Here is a 17,408-nt window from a genome sequence, read left to right as displayed (position 1 = left end):
TTTGCCTAGCTGCCAGGCCGTGCGCCTAAAATTCGGTGCCGTGCGTGCGGCGCATCAGGGCCCGCACGGCGGCGGGCCAGTGGCGCAGGCCGCCCACCACCAGCTCGCTCAGCCGCGGCCCACCAAAGAGGCGTTGCACCGCCCGCCCCACTTGCAGCCGCCCGGCAAAATGCGCGCGCCAAGTGCGGGCGTAGGCTGCTTCCAGGGCCGGGCGGGGTAGCTGCCCGCGCAAAAAAGCCTCGGCCAGCGGGGCCACCAGCGCCGCGCCGTGCAGGGCCATGGCCATGCCGTTGCCGCACAGCGGTGTGATGAGGCCCGCCGCGTCGCCCACCATCAGCACGTGCTGCTCAACGCAGGTTTTGGGGGCAAAAGATATCTCGTTTATCACTTCGGGCTGGGCGTACAGGTGCTCGGCCGCGGCCAGGATGTCGGCCAGGCGCGGGTTGGCCGCCAGCACCGTAGCCTCCAGGGCCGGAATACTGCCAGCCGCCTTGAGGTTGCTGCGCGTGGTTAAGTAGCAGAAGCACAGGCGGTCGTCTTCTATGGCCGAAATGCCCGCGTAGCCATCCCGAAAATTGTGCAGCGCAATCACGTCGCGCCCGAAGCCGGGCAGGCGCAGGTGGTACTTCACCCCCAGGTAGGGCGAGCGCTGCCCAAAAAAGCTGCGGTTCAGCTGCCGGTCCAGGTTGGCGCGCTTGCCGTAGGTGCCCAGCACCAGCCGGGCGGCCAGGCGGCGGCCGTCGGCCAGCGCCACGCGGTGTAGGCCGGCAGCGGCCTCAAACTCGACGCTGGCCACCGTGGCGGGCAAGATAAACTCGACTCCCGCCCCTAGGGCCCGCTCGTACAAAAAAGCGTCGAGCTGGTAGCGGCTGATGCCGAAGCCACCCAGGTCGAGCGGGCTGCGCAAGGTGCGCCCCGCCGGCGATGATAGCTCGAAATACTGAATAGCGGCCGGGTTCAGCGCGGCCGGGTCGGCGCCCAGGCGGCGCAGGTAGGGCAGCACCTCGTTGCTCACGTACTCGCCGCACACCCGGTGAAAGGGATAGGTGCGGCGCTCTACCACCACCACGCGCTGCCCCCGCTGGGCTAGGTCCAGGGCCGCGGCCAGCCCCGCCAGCCCGCCCCCCAGCACCAAAACCGGGATTACCTCTGCCGTAGGAATAGGGGCTAGCTGCACGTAGTCAAGGAGAAAAAACGAATATTTGTGTAGTTTAGTATGCGGCGCTTATACTAGCTCCCTAACTTTGTAAAACCAAAACCAGCCTTGGACGTTAACCTGAGTCCAACCCCGCTATCGTGTTCTGGTTGAGTTTAGTATGAAACAACGCTTACTTACTGTTATTTGCTCGCTTTATGCGCTAGGGCTGGCCTTGGCGGCGCTGCCGCTCACTGCGCAAGCTACGCCGGTACACCCGCTTCAAGCCCCGGCGCGCGCTTTTCTCGACGACCGCTCCCTGACGGTATATCCTAACCCGAGCACTGGCATTGTGCACCTCACCATCAGCGGCCTCGAAGGCCGTAAAGTTGACGTGAGCGTGCTCAACGTGATTGGCACCGTAGTGTACCGCGAGTCGCTGAGCGAACTGAACGACCATTTTACTAAGACGCTGGACTTGAGCCGCTTGGCTAATGGCCTATATTACGTCAAGATTGAGGCCGACAACGCCAGCCAGCTCTGCAAGCTGGTTATCCGCTGAAAGGGTATTGCCCCAGCAGCGCTTAGCGCATAAAAAAAGCAGCCCGTCGGGCTGCTTTTTTTATGCGCTAAGCGCCACTAGCCTAGCGGGACTCGCCGGTGGCTAGGTTACGCACGCGGCGAGCAGTATCGAGGGCGAGTACGGCGGTAGTTACCACCAACGCAAGAAATACCCATTTCATAGTACAAGGCAATTAACGTGAAGGAATAGGAACGCCCGGCCGGCGGGACGGGGTGGGTGTTTAACCAGGATTGGCCGGGCAGGGTTACAGTAAGATTCGGGTTTTTATGCCCCCTAGGGTTGCCGGCCGGCCAAGCCCCCTAGGCTGGCGGCCCGGTGGTGGCCCCTGGCGCGCTCCGGCCGGCTAGGTAGCAGAGGTGGGCAGCCGCAGCTCGCCACTTTGAATGAGGCGGTAGAGCGTGGAGCGGCCCACGCGCAGGCGGCCGGCCGCCGCTACTACATCGCCCTGCATATCGTTCAAGCTCTGCTGCATAATGGCCAGCGTTTGCTCGCGTAGCGAGGGGTGCTGGCCTTTGGGAGCTGGGCCGTCGGCCACGGGCGCTAGGTTGCGGAAGGGCAGGTCGGCGGCTTCGAGCTGCGCGCCCTCCGCCAGCACGGTAGCCAGCTCCACCACCGCCTTCAGCTCGCGCACGTTGCCCGGAAAGGCGTAGTTGAGCAGCGCCTGGCGGGCCTCCTTGCTAAAGGGCCGCGAGGGCAGCCCGTTTTGCTGGCTAAAGGCCCGCTCGAACGCCGTGGCCAGCAGCAGCACATCCTGACCGCGGCTGCGCAGGGGCGGTAGCTCGATGGGCAGCCCCAGCAGGCGGTAATACAAGTCCTCACGAAAACGGCCCGCCCGCACCTCAGCGGCCAAGTCGCGGTGGGTGGCCACTACTAGGCGCACATCAAACGGAATGGCGTCGCGGCCTCCCACGCGCGTGATGGTGCGCTCTTGCAGCACGCGTAGCAACTTGGCTTGCAGCGTCAGCTCTAGGTCGGCTATCTCGTCCAGAAACAGGGTGCCGCCGCTGGCTTCCTCAAAGCGCCCGGTGCGCCGGCTGGCAGCCCCGGTAAAAGCGCCCTTCTCATGCCCAAACAGTTCGCTTTCCAGCAGCTCGCGCGGAATGGCGGCCATGTTGAGCGCCACAAACGGCTTGCCCACCCGGCTGGACTGCGCGTGGATGGCTTGGGCCACCACCTCCTTGCCCGTGCCCGTTTCACCGCTCACCGATACGGTAATGCTGGTGCGGGCTGCCTTAGTTATCAACTCGCGCACCCGCAGAATAGTGGGGTGCTCGCCCAGCAGCAGGTGCGAGGCGGGGCTGTCTGCGGGGGGCGGGGTGGGCTGCGGCTCGCGGGTTTTGGCCAGCGCCTGCCATAGCCGCTCGGGGCTGCCGGCATCCTTCACCAGATAGGCCGTAATGCCCTGGCTCAGCAGCTGGGCTTCTAGGGTGGCGTTGGCCTGGTCGGCCAGCACAAAGAGGGGGGCCTCGGGCAGGCGCTCGCGCAGCTTGGCCAGCAGGCGCTGGGGCAGCTGCTGCGCCGCATCGTCGCTATCGAGCACCAGGGCGTTGGGCAGGGGCGAACCAGGGCTAGGCCGGGCGGCCAGGGCTGCCGCCACGCTCGTAAACCGCCGCACCTGGTAGTCGGGGTTCAGGCAAAGGCGATGGCAGAGGCGGGTAACGTAATAGCTATCTGGCCCAATAAGCCAGATAATGTAGGAAGAAGGAGTAGGCATTTAACGATAGCGAAGGCAGATAGTCCCTGATGGCACTATCAGAAAGAGTGTAAGCAGATAAGCAGGACAACTTGATAATAGAATAATTATAATTAACGCACTAATTATATATACGATAGGCAAAATTCGGGTATAAAATTTACAGTGCAAGTATCACCCCGGTAAATAGGGTAATAGTTAGTAGAAATACGGATATATAATTTCCAATTTGAGATGGTTTAAATCTTATGTCATTAAATTAAAATCTTGACTATAAACATTTTATATTAATTGGCAAATTCCTTGTAACAGGTGTGGCATAGCTCCACAGTATACCCGCCCGTTATGTATTCTCTTGATAAAACCACAATTGGTTCTACTCGCGCCACTGGCGCCTATATGGGGCGCCTGCTGCTGCTAAGCCTGCTGCTGGCGGCCGCCGCGGCGCGCGGGGCGGCCTACTATTCCTCGGCCAGCCCGGTGGTGGCCACGCAGCCTACGGGCTTTGGGTGCACGCCGCTTTTGTGCGGCGGGGTAGCGGTGGGTACGGCCGCGCAGCTGGCTGATTTGTCATTCGCCGCCAATGTGTATACGGCCACTACTGCCCCGGTTGTCTTGCGGCTGCCGCTCAGCGGCACGGCGCCCGCTGGCTACCGCGCCGGCATGCTGGTAGCAGCCCTAGGGGGCCTTAATATCTCGGCGCTGAAAACGGCCACCCTGCGCACGTACCTGGATGGGGCGCTGCGGGAAACCAAAGCGGTAGACCTATCGCTGCTGAGAGCGGCGCTGCTGGCCGGGGCTGGTGCGCCCGAGCAGCTGGAGTTCACGTCTACCTTGTCTTTCAACCAAGTGGAGCTGGAACTAGGAAGCGTGCTCAGCCTAGGGTCGGGGCTGCGGGTGCAGTATGCCTACGGGGTGCAGCCCAACCAGGCCCGGCAGGTGGCAGGCTACGTATCGCGCTTTGGCAACCCGGCCGGCCAGTACGCCACCGGCGGCTGCACTAGCGGCATCAACAACCCCGAGCTGACGGTAGACAACGACCTCACCAACTACGCCACCTTCGCCAGCCTGGCCACCGTTAGCTGCCCGCAGCAGCTGCGCACTAACCTGGAGGGCGTGGCGCCGGCGGGCTACCGGGCCGGCTTTGTGGTGGGCAACCGCGACAACCTGCTGAACGCCGACCTGCTAGGGGGCGTGGTGCTGAAAACCTACCGCAACGGCGCGATGCAGGAAACTACCGAGGGCTTGTCGCTGCTGGAGCTAGGCGTGCTGCCCAGCGGCCAAAGCCTGCTCAGCTTTCCCACCACCAAGGAGTTTGATGCGGTATCCATCGAGCGGGTGGGCGCCGTGACGGTGCTTGACAACCTGCAGCTGTACTACGGCGTGGGCGTGGCCGCCACCCCCGCCACCCAAATTCGCTCGGCCTGGGGCAACGCAGCCGGCCACTTCCGCACCTACAGCAACGGGCTGCTGTGCGCGTCCCCGACGAGCTGCAGCGTAAGCAATGGCGCCAACGCGGCCGATGTCAACCTAACCAATTACGCCAGCCTGAACGTGGCGGTAGGCGTGGCCAGCTCGGCTAGCCTACAGCTGGATTTGAACGGCGGCGGCCAGGCTGGCAACCGCGCCGGCCTAGTACTGGCCCACCAGGGCGGCCTGCTCGATGCCGCAGCCCTCGACCGCGTGACGGTGGCTACCTACGACGCTGATAATAACGTGCTAGAAACCAAAACCGGCTCGTCGCTCCTCACGCTGGATGTGCTGCCTGATAACCGCCAAACCGTCAGCTTCCGCACCACCCGCAACTTTGCCGCGGTGGGCGTAACCATCGGCGGGGTGCTGGGGCTGGTAGATAATACCAATATCTACTACGCCTTCGCCGACGACTCCAACGGCCAAATTAACCTGGTGGCCCCGGCGGCGCCCCTGCCCGTGCAGCTAGTGAGCGTGGCGGTGCGGCGCCTGGCCGCCACCGGCGAAGCCGAACTTAGCTGGGCGACGGCTAGCGAGCTGAACAGCGCCACCTTTGTGGTGGAGCGCGCCACCGACCCGGCCGAGGGTTTTGCGGCCGTAGGGCAGGTGGCCGCGGCCGGCAGCAGCGCCACCACGCGCCAGTACAGCCTTCGCGACTCCGAAGCCGCCAGCCTGACGGGCACCCTCTACTACCGCCTGCGCCAACTCGACCGCGATGGCACTGCCACGCTCTCGCAGGTAGTGGCGCTGGCCGGCAGTGCCCCGCGGGCTAGTTTTAGCCTCTACCCCAACCCCGTAGCCGCCGCGGTCGTCACGCTGGGAGCCAGCGGCAACCTGCCCCTAGGGGCCGTGGCGCACCTGTACTCAAGCCTCGGGCAGCCGCTGCACCACTCGGCGGCCGCGGCCGAGGGCCAGGCCACGCTGGCGCTGCCTACCGCCGGGCTAGCCCCCGGCTTCTATTACGTGGTGCTGCGCGATGCGGCCGGCCAAGTCCTTACCACGCAGCGCCTGCAAGTAGCTGGCCAGTAAGTGGCCGCGCAAGTTGTTATGCTGATTCCTGTTCCTGTCCGTAATCCAACGTCCTGTTATTCGTAGGTCCTTCATTCCTTGCTATATGGCTAGCTATTAGTCACAAAAAAAAAGCCCCGCAGGAGTGCGGGGCTTTTTAATTGGAATCGGCCTAGGGTGTCAGCTCGAGCCAGGCGGGGCAGTGGTCGGAATGCACCACGTCGGGCCAGAGGCCGGCCCCGTGCAGGCGCGGCAGCAGGGCGGGCTCCAGCAGCAGGTGGTCGAGGCGCCAGCCCACGTTGCGGGCCCGCGAGCCGGCGCGGTAGCTCCACCACGAGTAGTGGCCGGGTGCTTCGGGATGCTGGTGCCGAAACGAATCAACCAGCCCGTCCGTCAGAAAATCCCGAAACCACTGCCGCTCTTCGGGCGTGTAGCCGGGGCTTTGCTGGTTAGCCTTGGGGTTGTGCAGGTCGATGGCCGTTTGGCAGCAGTTGAAGTCGCCGCCAATTACCAGGGGCGGCACGGCCGGGTCGCGCCGCAGCCCAGCCACGTACTGCCGAAACCAGTGCAGCCACGCCACCTTAAACGCCTGCCGCGCCGGCCCGCTCGTGCCCGAGGGCATGTAGGTATTGAGCACCGAGACGTCCTCAAAGTCGAGCCGCAACACCCGCCCTTCGTCGTCGTAGAGCGGGTTGCCGCAGCCCTCTATTACCCCTAGGGGCACTTGGCGGCTGAAGGTGGCCACGCCGCTATAGCCGGGCTTCCGGGCCGGGTGCAGGTAGGCATGGTAGCCTAGGGCCACCAGCCCGCTCACGTCGAGCGAGGCGGTGCCAGCCTTTATTTCCTGCACGCATAGCACATCGGGTGCCGCCTGGGCCACCCAGTCGAGCAGGCCCTTGCCCAGCGCCGAGCGCAGGCCGTTAAGGTTATACGAAACGATTTTCAAGGAGAATGTAGGGAAATGAGAAGAGGTGGGAATGTATAGGATGGGGGTAGCGCAGGAAAAAGACGGTCAGGCGCAGCTTTACATTCCCTACATTTCCAAATCTGCCACCTTCGCACATTCCTTACTCCTCGTCTTTCAGGGCATCAAAATATTCCAGCATGTGCCATTTCAGCATGCGCTCCTGCTCTTTGAGGTTGGCGAAGGGTACCGGCGTCAGCAGGCGGTAGTGCGGCCAGCCCTCGTCATCCACGCGCTCCAGTTCGTAGTAGTGGCTGAGACTGAATAGCTTGCAGGTGGCAATGTGCATCAGGTCCTGCTTTTGCTCTTTGGTGAAGGCAGCCACGCCCTGCCCCAGTTCCTGCACGCCAATGAGCAGCAGCAGCGCATTGAGGTCGGGTCGGCGGCCAAAGCGCGCGTGCAGTTCGGTGAGCAGCGCTTCCCAGCGGGCATTGAACTCAGCCTCGGTTTCGGCGGCGAAGGCGGGATTAGTGCGCATGGGGCGGGTGCGTAGCGGCGTGGGCGGCGCCGGGGGTTCCTAGGGCAGCTTCGGCCCGCAGCACCTCCCAGTACTCTACGGCGCGGCGGAAATGCGGAATCACGATGCTGCCCCCGATGAGGTTGGCGATGGAGAATACTTCGAACACCTCGTCGTCGCTCAGCCCTTCGGCATGGCACTTGCCCAGGTGGTATTTCACGCAGTCGTCGCAGCGCAGCACCAGCGAGCAGGCCAGGCCCAGCATCTCCTTGGTTTTCACATCAATGGCCCCGGCCTGATAGGCGTTGGTATCGAGGTTAAAGAAGCGCTTGATAACCTTGTTATCATAGGCCAGCACGCGCTCGTTCATGCGCTGGCGGTAATCATTGAAGTCGGTAGTGAGCGACATGGTAGGTTAAAAGTTAAAAGTTGCGTTCTGATGCCCTGCGGGGCCCCATGGAGGTGGGAGCGCGTTGCTTGGTCCAAGGGGCCTAGGGCAAATTAGCAGTCCTAGAAAGAGCCGGGACAACTGGCTTTCACGCGCGGGCGGCGAACTTACGTCCCATAACCGCTTCGCTCCCGAAAAGATGCTCCGCTCGCTGCTGGCCGACTGCCTGGCCCTGTTTTTTCCGCAAGCCTGCCTAGCCTGCCAGCAGCCCCTGGTGGCCGGCGAGCAGCACCTGTGCACCGTCTGCCGCATCGAGCTGCCCTACACCGACTACCACCGCCTGCCGCCCGCCGACAACCCGCTGGCTCGCCGCTTCTGGGGCCGGCTGCCGGTGCAGCAGGTGCTTAGCTACCTGCACTTTATGCGCCACGGCCGCACTCAACTGCTGCTGCACCAGCTCAAGTACCGGGGCCAGCGCCATGTGGGCCACACCCTAGGCCGCCTCTACGGTGCCGAGCTGGCCGGCGCTGGCCTGGCCCGTGAGTTCGACCTCATTGTGCCCGTGCCGCTGCACCCGCGCAAGCTGGCCCGCCGCGGCTACAACCAGGCCGAGGCCTTCGGCAGCGGTTTGGCCGAAGCGCTGGGCTGCCCTAGCCGCGCTCACGCCCTGCGCCGCCTGGCCGATACCGAGTCGCAAACCCGGAAGAGCCGCGCCGAGCGCTGGCAAAATGTAGCCGCCGTTTTCGAGGTGGCCGACCCTAGGGCCATTGCCGGCCGCCACGTGCTGCTGGTTGACGACGTGCTCACCACTGGCGCCACCCTCGAAGCCTGCGGCGCGGCCTTGCTCCAAGCGGGTGCCCGCGCTATTAGCATTGCCACCGTGGCCGCCGCCTAGGACCGCAGATTTAACGGATTTAACTGATTTCGGGGATACGCTGCTTCGCAGCTGACTACGCGACTGGCGAGTTGGCGCGTGCCTGCTTCTCGCCTGGTTTAGGGATTTTGTGTTAGTAGTAGCAAAAAAGGACAGGCCACTTATGGGTGGCCTGTCCTTTCAACTTTACTGCTCACGTAGTCAGCTTGCGCAGCAAGCGTATTCCCGAAATTAGTTAAATCCGCGATTATTTGTTGCTACCGGCGTTAATCATGGCGCAGCGGAAACCGATGGTAGCCGTGGCCGAGTCTTCCGCCATGTAGCGGCGGGTACCGGGCGAGAGCCAGTAGGCCACATCGCGCCACGAGCCGCCTTTGTACACGCGCACGTGGTCGTCAATCATGCTCTGGTAGCCTTTCTTGTCGTACTTGTCGGCCGGGTCACCCACGCCGTTGCGGCGGAAGGGGTTGAGGTCCTCCACGTCCTGGAACGAGAGCGGGCGGTACACGTCCTGCACCCACTCGTTGACGTTGCCAGCCATGTTATACAGGCCGAAATCGTTCGGCGGGTAAGCGTAGATATACTCCGTAATCATGGCGCCGTCGTTCAGGCTGCCCGCCAGGCCGGCGTAGTCGCCGCGGCCGCGCTTGAAGTTAGCCAAAAATTGGCCCTGCTTGCCACCGTAGGGGTTGCGCAGCGAGCGACCATCCCAGGGATAAATGCGCTTCTCCTCCTGGTTTTCGTTGCCCACTTCCTGGGTGCCGATGAGAGCCTGGGCGGCGTATTCCCACTCGGCCTCGGTGGGCAGGCGGTAGTTAGGCAGCGTGTTGCCGTTTTCGATGGATGGGCCATTCTTGCCGTTGGCCAGGGCGCCGGCGCCCCCGCCTTCGGCACCGCTAGCGGCCGAGGCATCCCCTTTCTTATCCTTCTTCTTGCCAAATAAGCCGCCCCCCTTCGAGTTACCGCTGTTGCTCTTGGCCAGGTTCTCGTTCACCTTGGCCGTGCGCCACGCGCAGTAGCTGTCGGCCTGCAGCCAGTTTACGCCCACTACGGGGTAGTAGCGGAAGCCGGGGTAGCGCAGGTAGTAGGTTACGTAGGGGTCGTTGAACGACAGGTCGCGGGCCCACACGGTGGTGTCGGGCAGGGCGGCGCGGTACTTCTCTTCCGATGAATCTTTACGCAAAAAGTGCAAATACTCCAGCCAGTGAATGTTGGCCACTTCCGCTTCATCCATGTAAAACGAGGCGATAGTCACCGTCCGCTCCATGTTGTCGTGGTTGTTGGTCACGTCCTCCTCGGCCGAGCCCAGCACCGTGCGGCCACCTTCGATATATACCAAACCGGGACCGGTCGGAATCTTCTTGAAGCTGGCCACTTTCATACCCTCGTCCGTATTGTACTCTATACCGGTCGTCGACGATGCTTTGCCAGGGTTGGTGGCGGTAGGAGCCCCCTTGTGGCCGCAGCTGGCTAGAAATGCCAGACTACCGGCAGCCACCAGGCCGAGATAGTTATTGAATTTCATAGGTAAAGACAATTTTTTAAAGGCTGTAATTAATTATTTCGAGCAATCTGCCTGCAATATTACAAAAGTTCAAAAACTTGGGCAAGGGGCAGCCGGATAATTTCTTCTTTTCAGCTTCCGGTAGGCGCTTTCGAGCCTGTCAAACGCACGCAGGGTTAAAGTTATTTCGTGCGCCCCCCCCAAATCCTGCGCCAACCGGCTCAGTCCCACGTCGTAGCTATAGCCAATTCTCAGGTCGCCCACCGCTACGCCGGCCACCGCCGCCAACACGTGCTGGGTGCCACTAGTTTCAAAGCCGGTGAGGTTGCGATACACGGCCCCTAGGGTGATGGGCTGCGCCAAAAAGTACACGCCCGCCTCGGTGCGCCGCGAGCCGCCCTGCTGGCTGTAGCCGGCCACCGGCGTAAAGCTGATTTCGTGGGTTTCGACCCGGCCGTGACTTTCGGGCGGGCGCAGGTAAACCTTAAAGCCGCCGCTCACCGCCAGCCGGGCCGGCAGCTGCGCCTGGGTTTGAAACCCTAGGTCGGGCCTATTCAGGTGGTGCCCGCTCACGCTCAGCCAAAACTGCTGGGTGTACAGCACCGCGCCCACCCCTAGGGTCAGGTAGTTGGCCGCCGGAAAATCGCTCAGGCTCTCGGCCGTGGGGCCCGTCAGTGTGCCGTCGGCCGCCAGCTGGTCGCCGAAAGTGAGGTTGCCGTAGCCCACGCGCTGGCGGCCGTAACCCACCGTGGCGCCGCCACTCAACGCCAGTTCACGCGTGAGGCGGGTGTGGTAAGCGTACTGAGCGCTGGCCTCGAGGCGGGTGTAGCCGGCGGTGCCCGCCTGGTCGCGGGTAATAACCACCCCTAGGGCGTGGTGTAGCCCCGGCTGCGGCAGGCGCCAGTCGGCCGCCAGCTGCGTGGTGATGAACGAGCCCGCGAACTGCGGCAGCTGGTCGCGAAAGCTGAGCGTGGCGCTGTAGTCGTCCACAAGGCCGGCCCAGGCGGGGTTGGCCTGCTGGCGGTTGGCGTAGGGCTGCGAAAAATACACGTCCTGCGCGTGAGCGGCCGTGGCAAGCAACGTAAGCGCGAGTAGTGGAAGCTTCATGGTGCAGCCCTAACGCTGGCAAGGGCTGCGAAGGTACTTGACCCTAGGGGTTGTTTTTGGCGCCTGGGTCAATTAGTAAATCAGCATGACGGTCTGCTTTTTGCTGATTTACAAAGCTATTTATTTTTTGGTAATGGTAAATTCCACGCGGCGGTTGAAGCGGCGGGTTTCCTCCTGCTCGTTGCTGGCAATGGGCTGCGCGCCGCCGTAGCCTTTGGTGGTCAGGCGCTTGGCTTCGATGCCCTTGGCTACCAGGAAGGCTTTCACGGCATTTACCCGGTCTTCGCTCAGCTTTACGTTTAGGGCCGGGTCGCCCTGGTTGTCGGTGTGGCCGCCCAGCTCAATCTCCAGCGTCGGGTAGTTGCGCATGATTTTCACCAGGCGGTTCAGCTCGGGGAACGAGCTGGGCTGCAAGATGAACTTGCTTTGCGGGAAGAAGATGTTGTTCATCTTCACCTTCTGGCCCACCTTGAAGGGCACTAAGAACAAATCCTGCTGCTTCTCGCTGTACTTGTTGGCCGTCGTGTTGTCGAGGCTGGCGTCCTCGGCCAGGTAATCGGCGGCCTCGGCGCGGTAGCCGTACTGCACGCCGGCCGGCAGCACAATCGTGTACGAGCCATCGATGGGCGAGCTTTCGGCCACGCCAATCTCCTCGCCCGTCAGCAGGTTTTCGTAGTGAATCTTAGCCCGGATGGGCTTCTTGGTCACGGCGTCCAGCACCTTGCCGGTTACCAGCGTTACCACTTCGGGCTTGAAGGCGGGCGACAAGGCCACCCGGAAAATATCCTTCGAGCCCTGCGTGCCCTCGCGCGACGATACCAGATAGGCGTTGTCGCCGGCCGCCGATACGGTGTAATAAGCGTCGAAGTCGGGCGAGTTCACCACCGGGCCCAGGTTGCGCGGCACGCTCCACTTGGTCCAGGTGCTGTCCAGGCGCTTCGAGTAAAAGATGTCGCTCTTGCCGTAGCCGCCGTGTCCGTCCGAGGCGAAGTACAGCGTCTTGTCGTCGGGAGCTAGGAAGGGGGCAAAGTCCGAGCCCGGCGTGTTGATATTGGGCCCTAGGTTGATGGGCTTGCCCCACTTCACGGCGCGGCCGGGGCGGTCCTGCTCGCCCACCGGAATGGGCTTCGGAAAGCTCACGTAGATATCCTGGCCGCCGCGGCCGTTGGGGCGCTGCACGGCCATCAGCAGCGCCTTGCCCGAAGTAGCCAGAAAGCCGTCGATGTGCTCGGGGTCTTCGTTTTTGTAGTCATCAATCTCCACCTTCGCGGGCACGCTCCAGCCGCCCGGCGAGCGCCGGCTCATCGAGAAGCCGTTGGGCCGCATCAGCCCGTCCTCGTACACGCCGATGAGCAGCGCCTGCGTGCCGTTGGCCGTCACCGAGGCCAGGCCGTTGGGCTCGTCGCCACCGTTGGGCGGCGAGCCTAGGCCCTTGGCAATGCCCCATGTCTGGTTTTTGCCGCTGGTAATCTTGGCGTACCAAATGTCCTGCGGGTCGTGGGTGCCGCCGATGTTGTCGGGGTGAAACTGGCGGGCGAAGAACAGCGTGCGCCCGTCGGGCGAAATCACCGGGTGGGTATCCACGTACTTGCTGTTCACGTTGGGCCCCAGGTTCTTCAGCGTCGAGTCAATCTGGGCCGCCTGCACCTCCGAGGCCTCGTTCTTGAAGTCCGACTTCACCATCTGGGCCTCCACGTTGGCCACGCCGATGGCGTCGAGCTGGTTTTCGCCGGTCACCTTGCTGCCGTTCAGCGTCACTACCGCCCCGATGGTCAAGTACTTATCGGGCTTGAAGGTGACTTGCAGCGTGCGAAACGACGAAGGCAGCGGGCCAGGCTGGTCGTTTTTGTACACCTGGTGCCGCTGGCCTTTAGTATCCACCAGCTCAATCTTGATGATGGCGCCGGGGTTGACGTTCTCAATGACCGTAACCTGCTGGGCCTTAATAGAATGGGCGAAGCGCACTTCAATAAACTCGGTGCTGCCATCTTTGCCGGGCGTCCAGGCTTTCTCGCTAGCCGACCCTAGGGGTAGGGCGTTGGGCTCGCCCAGCACCTGCTCGGGCGAATAGTCTTCTTTTCCCTTGGCTTTCTGCGATGAAACTTCCGTTACCTTGGTGGCCCACAGTACCGATTGCGCCTGTGCGGCCGAGCCTGCCAGTAGCGCGGCCACTAAAAAATAACCCGAACTAGAATTCATAATAATACCAAATAAAATGGGTCCTGCTAAGTATCGTAACGCTGGAAGTTGATAAAATGCTATAATTAGGTAAATCAAGGCGTTGCCACTACGAACCTAACACCCAGGCCCGGCCCAGCCAAATCGGGGCGGCGGCGGCCCCATCTTTGCACCATGCCCAAGGCCACCCCCGACGCCGCTGATACCTACGACTACCTGCTGGTGGGCGGCGGCGCGGCCGGCCTCAGCCTGGCCTACCACCTAGCTCAGGAGCCGCGCTTGGCTGGCCAGCGCGTGCTGCTCATCGAGCCCGAGCCCAAAACCCAGAACGACCGCACCTGGAGCTACTGGGCCGACGCGCCCGGCCCCTTCGACCACCTGGCGCGCGGCCGGTGGGACGCCATTGCCTTCCGGGCGCCGGGCTTCGAGCGGGTGCTATCCCTAGGGTCCTACCGTTACTACAGCATTCGGGGGCTCGACTTTTACCGCTTCGTGCACGCGGCGCTGGCGGCGCGGCCCCGGCAGTTTACCCAGGTGCAGGGCGAGGTGAGCGGCGTGCTAGAAGTGCCCGGCGGCGTAGAAGCCCGCCTGGCCGACGGCCGCCGCTACCGCGCCCGCTACGCCTTCGACAGCCGCCCGCCCGCTATTGCCCCTAGGCCCGATAGGCACCGCTACCTGCTGCAGCACTTCGTAGGCTGGGAAATTGAAACCGACCGCGACGTATTTGACCCCACCGTGGTGGAGTTTATGGACTTTCGGGGGCCGCAGCACTACGAGGCGCGCTTTATGTACGTGCTGCCCTTCGGCCCGCGCCGCGCGCTGGTCGAGTACACACTCTTCTCGGCCCAGCGCCTGCCTAAGGCCGAGTATGAGGCGTACATCCTTGACTACCTGCGTGGTACCCTAGGGCTCGCCGACGGCCATTACCGCGTGGTGGAGGAAGAAATAGGCGCCATCCCGATGAGCGACCACCCGCTGCCGGCCCGCGCGGGGGCGCGCATCATTAACCTGGGCACGCGCGCCGGCCGGGCCAAGCCCAGCACCGGCTACGCCTTTCAGCGCATTCAGGCGCAGTCGGCGCGGCTGGTGGCGGCGCTGGCGACTACTGGCCACCCGCCCGCCGACGCCACCGGCGACCGCTGGCAGTTTCGCCTCTTTGACACGCTGCTGCTCGACATCATGCAGCGCCGGGGCGAGCGCACCCGCGACATCTTCCGGCAGCTGTTCGAGCGCAACCCAGTGGCGCGCATCCTGCAGTTTCTAAACGAACAAACCTCCTGGGCCGATAACCTGCGCATTATGAACTCAGTATCGGCGGGGCCTTTTCTGCGCTCCATCTGGCAGGTGCTGCGCGGCCAGCCGGGGCGGCGCAAGGGTTCGCAAGGTTAGACGAGGTTTCGCCAGGTTAGAATCATTGCTATTTAGCCAGCAAAAACCTGGCGAAACCTCGCTTAACCTCGCGGACCCTTGCGCGCCAAAAAATTATATTCGGTCCGCACGGCCTCGGGGCTGATGGGCACCAGTACGGGTCTAGGGCGCGATAAATTGAGTAAATAGCCTGGCAGGCCCGGTAGGCTATCCAAATCGTGAGTGGTGCACAGCACGGTGCGCTTATCCACTTCTACCCAGCTGGTTATCAGCTCAAATACCCGCTGGCGGTAATATACATCGAGCTGCTGGGTAGGCTCGTCGAGCAGGTACAGCGGCGCCGCTTGCAGCGAGAGCTGGGCCAGCCACACCAGCTGCTGCTCGCCGCCCGACAGCTGCCGGAAGTCCTGGTTGGCCAGCTGAGCGATGCCCACAACCTCCAGGGCCGCATCGGCGCGGGCGTAGTCGGCGGGGCCGTAGGTGCCCAGTAGGCCGTGGTGGCGGTAGCGGCCCATCACCACCAGCTCACGCACGGGCAGGCCAAACTCTAAGGTGCCGCGCTGGGGCAGGTAGCCCAGGCGCCGGGCCAGGGCCGGGCCGCGCAGGGTGCGCAGCTCCTCGGGGCCCCCTAGGCGCACCGAGCCCTGGTAGGGCAGCTGCCCCGTCAGCACCCGTAGCAGGGTGGTTTTGCCCGCGCCGTTGTGCCCCAGGATGGCTACAAACGTGGGCCTAGGGGGCAGCACCAACGAAAAGTCGCGGAGCAGCACCCGGTTGGGGTACTCCGCGACTAAGCTTTGAATGACTAGTGACAAGCGACTAGTGACTAATAAGTAAAAGCAAGCATGGCCCGCCTAACGTTGAAGAGTTGTCACTAGTCACTAGTAATTAGTCACTAATCTAGTATTCGTCTTCGTTGAACATGAAGTCCTCTTTAGTGGGGTAGTCGGGCCATACCTCCTCGATGTTCTCGTAGGGCTGGCCGTCATCCTCAAGGCCTTGCAGGTTTTCGACCACCTCCATAGGAGCGCCCGAGCGGATGGAAAAGTCAATCAGCTCGTCTTTGGTGGCGGGCCAGGGCGCATCTTCCAGATAAGAGGCTAGTTCGAGGGTCCAGTACATAGAGGGAGGGAGTTAAGCTTGAAGTGCAGGAAAAAGTCAGTTAAACAAAGCGCTACGTGCGAGCGCCGCCCGAAGTTAAGCGCCAGCGGCTTGCTGGAAAAGCGCAATCAGCTCAGTTTTGGTTTGCACCTTCCGTTCGAAAGTACGAATCTTGCCTTGCAGCAGCTGCCGGTGCTGGTCGTTGGCGGCCGAGTTGGGTAGCTTACCCAAATTGTCGCGTAAGGTTGCCAGTTCTTGCCGGTCGCTCTCAATAAACTTGCGCAGGGCCACCACGCTGGCTTGGGCGCGCTCTGCGGGGCCTAGGGGCTCGCCGCCCTCGCCCTGGCGCTTGCGCAGGTAGTAGTCGAGGGCGCTCATCTCAAATACTTTGTCGCAGGCCAGCATAAAGCGCTGCCACAACTGGTCGCTTTCGGGGCCGCGCACGGCGCCGCTTTGCTTCCACTCGGCTTGCAGGGCCTTGGCTTGCGTTACGCCCTGGGCGGGGGGCAGGCCAAGCAGGCCCTCGGCCCGGCGGGCCAGCTCGCGCTTGCGCACCAGGCTTTGCTCGGGGGTGCTGGGCACGCCGGTGCTGGCGGCGGCTTCGGCCGGGCGCTGGCTTTCGATGTGCTTTTTGAGGCGCTCGAAGAAATGGTTGTTGGCCGCCCGAAACTTGGTCCACAGCTCGGCGGCCTGCTTCTTGGGCAAGTTGCCGTTTACGTCGCGCCAGGCGGTTTGCAGCTGCTTGAGCTGGCGCGAGGTAGCCTCAAACTGCTCGGAGTTCTTCAGCTTCTCGGCTTCCCACACCAGCTCGCGGTAGCGCTCCACGGTGCGGCGCGTCAGGGCCTTGCGGTCGAGCTGGAAGGCTTTGCGCCGGTCGAAAAAGCCTTGGATTTCGGTGTGAAAACGGTTTTCCAGCTCCTCGGTCAGCTGCTTATCTACGGGGCCGGTTTTCAGCCAGGCCTGGCGCAGCTCCTTCACCGTTTCGCTGGCCGCCACCCAGTCCACGGTGTCGCGTAGGGCTTCGGCCTGGGCAATGAGGCTGCGCTTGGTGACCAGGTTTTTTTCGCGGTTGCGGGCTACCGAGCCGTTCAGCTGCTCCTCGGCGGCGTGCAGGCGGTCGTAAAGGGCCTGGTAGTCGCCCAGGCCGTCGTGCTGCTTGGTTTGCTCCTGCAGGTGCAGCAGCTTCATTAGGTAAGAGCCTTGGTTGTCAGCCGTTTGCAGGCGGTCAAGCAGCTCGTCAATCTTGGCTTGAAAAGCGGTGTAGCGTTGGGCGAAGTAGCGGAGAGCATCGTCGTCGGTGCCTTTGACCGAGCCGATGCGACGGGCCGGCTGGCCCAGTACGGGGCGCAGCCACACGCCCCCGTCTTCCACATAGCCGTAGCGCTTGGCTTCCGTGAGTGGGTGGTCGGGGTGTTGCATTAGGAGAGGATAGGGTGGAGCCGCCGCACGCAGCCGATAGCTGCGCGCGCAAGAAGAGAATGAACTACAAGTTTACGGGGGAAATTGCGTGTTTAGGACTTTTGCGAAGTGTAGCCTTAAATACAGGTTGATTATCAAGAAAATAACTAGCTGCACTTG

At 62.7% G+C, this 17,408-nt stretch carries 15 protein-coding genes; 4 read left to right on the top strand and 11 right to left on the bottom strand.

Features of this window, described 5'->3' with window-relative positions; translation table 11 throughout:
* Positions 1 to 25: 25 nt before the first annotated feature.
* Positions 26 to 1,177 carry an NAD(P)/FAD-dependent oxidoreductase gene (locus tag HHL22_RS16630; protein WP_317172681.1) on the bottom strand — a complete coding sequence of 384 codons (1,152 nt, stop codon included), beginning with the start codon at positions 1,175 to 1,177 and terminating at the stop codon, positions 26 to 28.
* Between the two features lie 139 nt (positions 1,178 to 1,316).
* Between HHL22_RS16630 and HHL22_RS16625 the strand changes: the two genes are divergently transcribed.
* On the top strand, positions 1,317 to 1,697 hold the full coding sequence (locus HHL22_RS16625; RefSeq protein ID WP_169532545.1) for a T9SS type A sorting domain-containing protein: 381 nt from the start codon (positions 1,317 to 1,319) through the stop codon (positions 1,695 to 1,697).
* A 364-nt stretch (positions 1,698 to 2,061) separates the two neighbouring features.
* Here the strand turns inward: HHL22_RS16625 and HHL22_RS16620 are convergent, their stop codons facing one another.
* Positions 2,062 to 3,432 (bottom strand): sigma-54-dependent transcriptional regulator, encoded by a 1,371-nt coding sequence (locus tag HHL22_RS16620; protein WP_169532544.1) that lies wholly within the window; start codon positions 3,430 to 3,432, stop codon positions 2,062 to 2,064.
* Positions 3,433 to 3,756: 324 nt separating this feature from the next.
* Between HHL22_RS16620 and HHL22_RS16615 the strand changes: the two genes are divergently transcribed.
* Positions 3,757 to 5,913 carry a hypothetical protein gene (locus HHL22_RS16615; protein WP_169532543.1) on the top strand — a complete coding sequence of 719 codons (2,157 nt, stop codon included), beginning with the start codon at positions 3,757 to 3,759 and terminating at the stop codon, positions 5,911 to 5,913.
* Positions 5,914 to 6,064: 151 nt separating this feature from the next.
* Here the strand turns inward: HHL22_RS16615 and HHL22_RS16610 are convergent, their stop codons facing one another.
* From HHL22_RS16610 to HHL22_RS16600, 3 genes are all read right to left on the bottom strand, one after another.
* On the bottom strand, positions 6,065 to 6,838 hold the full coding sequence (locus HHL22_RS16610; protein ID WP_169532542.1) for an exodeoxyribonuclease III: 774 nt from the start codon (positions 6,836 to 6,838) through the stop codon (positions 6,065 to 6,067).
* A 121-nt stretch (positions 6,839 to 6,959) separates the two neighbouring features.
* A complete protein-coding gene (locus tag HHL22_RS16605) occupies positions 6,960 to 7,334 on the bottom strand; it encodes a hypothetical protein (protein WP_169532541.1) in 375 nt (124 codons plus the stop codon).
* On the bottom strand, positions 7,324 to 7,722 hold the full coding sequence (locus HHL22_RS16600; protein WP_169532540.1) for a carboxymuconolactone decarboxylase family protein: 399 nt from the start codon (positions 7,720 to 7,722) through the stop codon (positions 7,324 to 7,326). The genes HHL22_RS16605 and HHL22_RS16600 overlap by 11 nt, the downstream gene beginning before the upstream one ends.
* A gap of 178 nt (positions 7,723 to 7,900) precedes the next feature.
* Here HHL22_RS16600 and HHL22_RS16595 point away from each other — a divergent pair, with 178 nt between their 5' ends.
* Positions 7,901 to 8,596, top strand: a complete 696-nt coding sequence (locus HHL22_RS16595; protein ID WP_169532539.1) for a ComF family protein — start codon at positions 7,901 to 7,903, stop codon at positions 8,594 to 8,596.
* Positions 8,597 to 8,822: 226 nt separating this feature from the next.
* On the opposite strand, the gene HHL22_RS16590 is transcribed toward HHL22_RS16595, so the two are convergent.
* From HHL22_RS16590 to HHL22_RS16580, 3 genes are all read right to left on the bottom strand, one after another.
* Complete coding sequence (locus HHL22_RS16590) at positions 8,823 to 10,100, bottom strand: SUMF1/EgtB/PvdO family nonheme iron enzyme (RefSeq protein ID WP_169532538.1); 1,278 nt, start codon at positions 10,098 to 10,100, stop codon at positions 8,823 to 8,825.
* 69 nt (positions 10,101 to 10,169) lie between these two features.
* Complete coding sequence (locus tag HHL22_RS16585; RefSeq protein ID WP_169532537.1) at positions 10,170 to 11,186, bottom strand: PorP/SprF family type IX secretion system membrane protein; 1,017 nt, start codon at positions 11,184 to 11,186, stop codon at positions 10,170 to 10,172.
* A 120-nt stretch (positions 11,187 to 11,306) separates the two neighbouring features.
* The gene (locus tag HHL22_RS16580) at positions 11,307 to 13,385 is read right to left on the bottom strand and encodes an OmpA family protein (RefSeq protein ID WP_169532536.1); all 2,079 of its coding nucleotides are present in this window, start codon (positions 13,383 to 13,385) and stop codon (positions 11,307 to 11,309) included.
* Positions 13,386 to 13,538: 153 nt separating this feature from the next.
* On the opposite strand from HHL22_RS16580, the gene HHL22_RS16575 reads away from it, so the two are divergent.
* A complete protein-coding gene (locus tag HHL22_RS16575) occupies positions 13,539 to 14,753 on the top strand; it encodes a lycopene cyclase family protein (protein WP_169532535.1) in 1,215 nt (404 codons plus the stop codon).
* 62 nt (positions 14,754 to 14,815) lie between these two features.
* On the opposite strand, the gene HHL22_RS16570 is transcribed toward HHL22_RS16575, so the two are convergent.
* The 3 genes from HHL22_RS16570 to HHL22_RS16560 form a co-directional block, all read right to left on the bottom strand.
* Positions 14,816 to 15,544: an ABC transporter ATP-binding protein gene (locus HHL22_RS16570; RefSeq protein ID WP_241738162.1), complete on the bottom strand. Its 729-nt coding sequence runs from the start codon at positions 15,542 to 15,544 to the stop codon at positions 14,816 to 14,818.
* Between the two features lie 85 nt (positions 15,545 to 15,629).
* Positions 15,630 to 15,851, bottom strand: coding sequence for a DUF2795 domain-containing protein (locus HHL22_RS16565; protein ID WP_068339058.1), 222 nt, complete (start codon positions 15,849 to 15,851; stop codon positions 15,630 to 15,632).
* A gap of 75 nt (positions 15,852 to 15,926) precedes the next feature.
* Positions 15,927 to 17,249 carry a DUF349 domain-containing protein gene (locus HHL22_RS16560; RefSeq protein ID WP_169532534.1) on the bottom strand — a complete coding sequence of 441 codons (1,323 nt, stop codon included), beginning with the start codon at positions 17,247 to 17,249 and terminating at the stop codon, positions 15,927 to 15,929.
* Positions 17,250 to 17,408: the final 159 nt, after the last annotated feature.

Origin of the sequence: Hymenobacter polaris, from assembly GCF_012927305.1 — a bacterium.
GTDB classification, from domain to species: Bacteria; Bacteroidota; Bacteroidia; order Cytophagales; family Hymenobacteraceae; genus Hymenobacter; species Hymenobacter polaris.
This window is presented reverse-complemented; position numbering and strand designations above follow the sequence as displayed.